Below are 5,293 nucleotides of genomic sequence, written 5' to 3'. Positions count from 1 at the left end.
GCGGCTCGGCCTTGTCGGGCGAGATCATCGTAACGGCGCAGCGTCGCGAGCAGAGCATCCAGAAGGTGGGCATCGCCATCACCGCCTTTTCCGGCGACCAGTTGCGCGCCCTCAATGTGACTGATTCACGCGAACTGGCGGGGCTTACGCCGGGCGTGCATCTCGGTGGCGCGCTTGCTGGCCAGAACAGCCAGTACACGATCCGCGGCGTGACCCAGAATGACATCAACGATATCGTCGAGGCACCGAACGCGGTTTATCTCGACGATGGTTACATCGCCATCGGCCAGGGCCAGACTTTCGCCCTGTTCGATATCGACCGCGTCGAAGTGCTGAAGGGGCCGCAGGGCACGCTGTTCGGCCGCAACGCGACCGGCGGGCTTGTCCGCTACATCACGCGCAAGCCCAATCTGGACAAGGTCGAGGGCTTTGTCGACGTCAATTACGGGCTCTATGACTCCCTGAGCACGCCCGGTGCGTTCCACGGTGAAGCGGCGATCAACCTGCCGATGGGCAGCATGATGGCAACTCGTTTCGCCGTCATGTGGAACAAGGCTCAGCCCTGGCTGCGCAACGAATATCCGGCGGGCGCGGTCGGCGGTTCGCCTGGTCCGGGCGCCGGCGCCAATATGGGCGATGACGATACGCTCGCAGGACGCATGACCACCTTGTTCGAGCCCAATGACAGCGCCCGAGTGCTGCTGTCCGTCAATGCGGCGAGAACCCGGATGGCAACGGCGCCGTATCAGCAGAAGGCAACGATCGGTGTGTTCGATGCTGCGGGCGAACTGGTGAACGTCCTGAATGCCGGCCCGAACGAAACGCGCGCTTCGATTGCGGCTGACGGTTCAGATGGCGGTTCGGACACCGGCAACACCGGCAGCTTCGGTGCTCCCTTCGGCCGTCCGGTCCCCGGCGGCGACTTCTTCGGCTACAAGGATCCCGATGGCAGCGGCCCTCGCACGTCGAGCGACTTTGCCTTCCGCGATCATGGGCGCGTGAGGACCTGGGGCGTTAACCTCAACGGCGAGTTCGACTTGAGCGACAGCGTCAAGTTGGCGGCGGTGAGCGACTACAAGCATTTCTACAAGATCGGCTTCCTGGATGTTGATGCCGGTCCGGGTAACCAGGCTGGCGGTTATCTGGGCGTTCGTGCTTCCACCTTCAGCCAGGAAGTCCGCCTGTCAGGAAAGAGCGATCTTGTCGATTGGACGACCGGGCTTTACTATCTCCACATCAAGGCCCATTCGCTCGCTGGGCTGAAGTTTCCCATTGGCAGCGTGGTTCCAGGGGCGCCGTTCGATCTGGGAGCAGACGCAACGCTGAAAACCAATTCCTATTCGGCCTTTGGCCAGTTGGACTGGCACATCGCTTCGCGACTGACGTTGATCACCGGAGCGCGCATCATCCAGGAACAGAAGAACCACAACTTCCTCCAGGGAATATGGGGTACCACGGATTCGCGTGAGGCCGCGGTTGGCACACCGATCGTCATTGGCCCGCTATTTGGTCCGAATGGACCCACGCCTTACACGGACAAGTCCAACAAGACGCTCTGGGCAGGCAAGGTCCAGCTCGACTTCCAGGTGAACCCGGATCTGCTCCTCTATGCAGGCGTCAATCGCGGCGTGAAGGCGGGCAGCTATAATGCCGCAGTTCCAGGTGGCATAGCCGTGCCGACAAGCACCATCCCTTACAAGGCGGAAACTCTCACCAACTATGAGAGCGGCATCAAATATACGTTCCCGGACGGCAAGACACGGTTCAACGCATCCGCATTCTACTATGATTACAAGAACTATCAGGCATTCCTCTTCTCCGGGGTCAGCGGCATAGTCATCAACGCGAACGCGAGAACAATCGGTGGGGAAGCCAGCCTGTTCACCTCGCCTGTGAGGGGCCTCGATGTCGGTCTTTCCGCATCCTACTTTGATGCGAAGGTGAAGGATGTGCCGCTTCGTGCCGGAGGTCCGATCAGTCGCGACGTCCAGCCCGTCTACGCGCCGCCGCTTCAGGGCAGCGCTATCATCCGGTATGAATGGGAAGCCCTTGGCGGCAAGCTGTCGGTTCAGGGCGACGCCAGCTATACCGATCCCTTCTACTACAACCTCCGCAATTTCGACGCGGACAAGTTCGGCAGGACTGTGATGGTCAATGCCGGCCTTGGCTGGTCGAACGAAAGCTGGGAGCTCAACTTCCGCATCAAGAACCTGACCAACGTGCACCAGGGTGTCCAGGGCTTCGACCTCGCGACCCTGTGTGGTTGCAACGAGGTTTCCTACAAGCCGCCTCGCTTCTTCCAGCTCGGCGCGCGCTACAACTTCTGATCGCATTGATTATCATGAAGGCTAACGACAATGCAGTGCGAGCAGCGTCTACGAGCATCCCGGCCGGTCCTCCAGACCCGGTCGGGAGCAGCACGATGATGTCGGCCGTCACGCTGTTTGCCGGGCATTACCCTCTGGACGATATCGCTGCGTCGAATGATGCTGAACCAGAACACCGTGGGTCCGCCGCCTCATACCGGAAAAACTCGACGGCCCCACTCTCGTCTCGCGGCGAGGCCATGCCGTCGAAAGCAATTCAAGCGATCAAGCCGTCAATCCTAGCAAATGAGAACATTCTGCTCTAATGCTGTTTACCGCGTCTCAGGTGCGACTCAACCAGTGACGAGGAAGTTTGTGCCTTATATACTAATTTCCAGACGTGCGTACTATTCTACGACACATCACTAGGAGTTATGCAGTGGTCGGCCCATCGATTATAGGTCTCGATACCAAGCTGGATACTGATTATTCGATTTGGCCTCTAGCGTACTGTCAATCTGACATGCCGATAGATTTTGTTGCCGGGTCTGGTCTGTTCAGTAATGCTGGTACAGTTCGTCTCCCCATGCTTTATACCTTGTTGGTAGGTGGTGAAGTCGGCGGCAAGCAACACGTCGCCTTGGTCGATTGCGGATTTCGCAATGATCATTGGCTGACGAAGTACGCGTTTTCAAGCTGGGAGGAACCGGTCGACGTTCTTGGCAGGGTCGGCTTCAAGCCAGAAGATGTCGAAGCAATCCTCGTGACGCACATGCATTTTGATCACATCGGGAATTTCGAGGCTTTCCCCAATGCCAAGCTGTATATCCAGCTGGACGAGTATCTCGGATGGTCTGACGCAGTGTGCGCCGCTCACCAGATGGAAACCGAGGAAGAAAAGGCCTGGGTCTTTTCTTCGTTCGACCCGCAGGATCTCATCAGAGCCGCACAGGGCATTTCCGAAGGCCGCGTAAAGTTCGTTCGCGGTGATGAGGAGGTGCTGCCCGGCATCACGGCACACCTGGCGAAGGAAAGCCACACCTTCGGCACGCAATGGTTCGAGGTGCAGACGCGCAACGGTCCATTCGCTGTCGTCGGAGACACGGTCTATTGGTATTCGAACATCGAGCGCATGTGGCCTCCGGGCTACGGCCAGGGCAACACTTTCAACCAAATCAAGGCCTATCGCGAAATTCGCGATCTGCTGAAGAACAAATTCGATCACCTCGTTCCAGGTCATGATCCATTGATCTATGAACGTCACTCGTCATGGCTGGCGCCAAGTGGAAATCAGATCGCCGAGGTAAATCTGCGTCACGACGATACGTCGCGGCGCCCAACTGTCTCTGCCCAAAAAATCATCCACACCTAAACGTACAGGCGACCCCCCGTTATTTCCCTACGTCGTCACCGTCATCTTCTTGCCCGCGCCGGGCCGGCGGGAGAGATATCCGATTTAGCTGTGTGGCCTGACGGTGTTATAATGATCCTGCCACCGGACCCGCCTGGGGCAGGCCAGTGTCCCTGATGCTTTCCGGTCAGTGCGATAAACAAAAGGTGGATAGGATAGAGCAGGCAGTGACGATGGCGGATCCGCAGAAAGTCATCTTCCACGACGGCAGCTCACACAAGGACGCTCGCTGGATCACTCTTGCGGGATGCTTTTTAAGTTACTGCTTTGACGCAGTGGATTTCATGATCCTGGCGTTGGCCCTTCCGGCGATCGTAACTGACTTTGGCTTCAGCCTTGGCGAGGCTGGATTGATCGGCACTGCCGGCATGATTGGAGTTGGCCTCAGCAGCTTGCTGCTAGGATGGTACGCGGATAATTACGGCCGCCGACCGGCACTGATTGTTAGCGTGCTGATCTTTGCACTGTTCACCATGGCAATAGCCGTCGCGCGCGGGTGGTGGGACATGCTGCTTCTGCGATTCCTGGCCGGCTTGGGCCTGGGCGGCGTATGGGGAATCGTGTCGGCCCTGATCAACGAAACTTGGCCTCCCCATCTGCGCGCCCGGGCCAGTGCCTTCGTACTCAGTGCCGGGCCCGCCGGATTCGTTCTCGCGGCTTTGTTGGCCCATGCCCTGTTACCGGATTATGGATGGCGGGCGCTTTTCCTTTCAGGAGGAACCGCGCTTTTCGCAATCATATTCGTTGCGCTTTTCGTGCCCGAATCCAGCCAATGGCGGGAAGGGAAGTCACAGCGACAAATGGCCAGCGGTAAACAGACGGTCTCATTGAGCGAGATATTTATCGAAGGTCGGTGGCGTCGCACGGTGCTGGCAACATTAATCGCCGCGTGCGCCCTGACCGGCTATTGGGGTGCGAATACCTGGCTTCCGACCTATCTCGTCAAGGAACGGGGATTGGAACCTGCGGCAATGACGACGTTTCTCATCGTCATGAATATCGGCATGTTCATCGGTTATCAGATATTCGGCTTCGTTGCGGACCGCATTGGTTCCAAAAAGACGATCCTATTCTGCTTCGCTGCAACAACTATCTTGTTGCCGGCGTACGCCTTGATCAGGGATTTGACGCTGCTTTTGTGGTTTGGACCACTCATGGCGATGTTTTTTGCTTATTTCGGGATTTTTGGAGCCTATTTCTCTGCACTGTTCCCGGCGCATATTCGGTCAACCGGAGCTGGATTCTGTTTCAATGTCGGCCGTGGCATCTCCGCGTTTGCTCCTTTTGCGTTGGGAGAAATCGCCACATCCTTCAGCTTGTCAGTCAGCATCGCGCTTTGCGGAGTCTTCTTCCTGCTCGCGGGCCTTCTGATGCCCCTGATGCCAGACCTCAACATGAAAGACGAGGAACAGACAATTGCGCCGCGCAAACCTGTTCTTGCCGAGGAGCCCTAGGCGATGTTGACAAAAGATTTCAGCCATAGGCGCACGGCGGCGAGGTTAAGGAAGCTGGCGAAGGAGAGCGCGGTCTTGTCATAGCGGGTGGCGATGCGTCGCTGGTTTTTCATGACCCCGAA

General features: G+C 57.7%; 3 protein-coding genes and 1 pseudogene. 3 read left to right on the top strand and 1 reads right to left on the bottom strand.

Annotated features, from left to right (window positions below):
* The 3 genes from MRBLMC3_RS13405 to MRBLMC3_RS13395 all read left to right on the top strand — a co-directional run.
* Positions 1-2,327, top strand: a 2,327-nt coding sequence (locus MRBLMC3_RS13405) for a TonB-dependent receptor (protein ID WP_363829560.1), incomplete at its 5' end; no start/stop codon positions are given.
* A 418-nt stretch (positions 2,328-2,745) separates the two neighbouring features.
* Positions 2,746-3,678, top strand: coding sequence for an N-acyl homoserine lactonase family protein (locus MRBLMC3_RS13400; RefSeq protein ID WP_363736936.1), 933 nt, complete (start codon positions 2,746-2,748; stop codon positions 3,676-3,678).
* 155 nt (positions 3,679-3,833) lie between these two features.
* The gene (locus MRBLMC3_RS13395) at positions 3,834-5,171 is read left to right on the top strand and encodes an MFS transporter (RefSeq protein ID WP_363829562.1); all 1,338 of its coding nucleotides are present in this window, start codon (positions 3,834-3,836) and stop codon (positions 5,169-5,171) included.
* Here the strand turns inward: MRBLMC3_RS13395 and MRBLMC3_RS23095 are convergent.
* A pseudogene (locus tag MRBLMC3_RS23095) lies at positions 5,168-5,293 on the bottom strand (IS5/IS1182 family transposase); the annotation flags it as partial. The gene MRBLMC3_RS13395 and the pseudogene MRBLMC3_RS23095 overlap by 4 nt on opposite strands.

Origin of the sequence: Sphingobium sp. LMC3-1-1.1 (assembly GCF_040676285.1) — a bacterium.
Taxonomy (GTDB): Bacteria; Pseudomonadota; Alphaproteobacteria; order Sphingomonadales; family Sphingomonadaceae; genus Sphingobium.
This window is presented reverse-complemented; position numbering and strand designations above follow the sequence as displayed.

Excerpts from the sequence above, each read along its gene's own strand:
- MRBLMC3_RS13395 (WP_363829562.1), top strand. The coding sequence starts at position 3,834 with ATGCTTTCCGGTCAGTGCGATAAACAAAAGGTGGATAGGATAGAGCAG.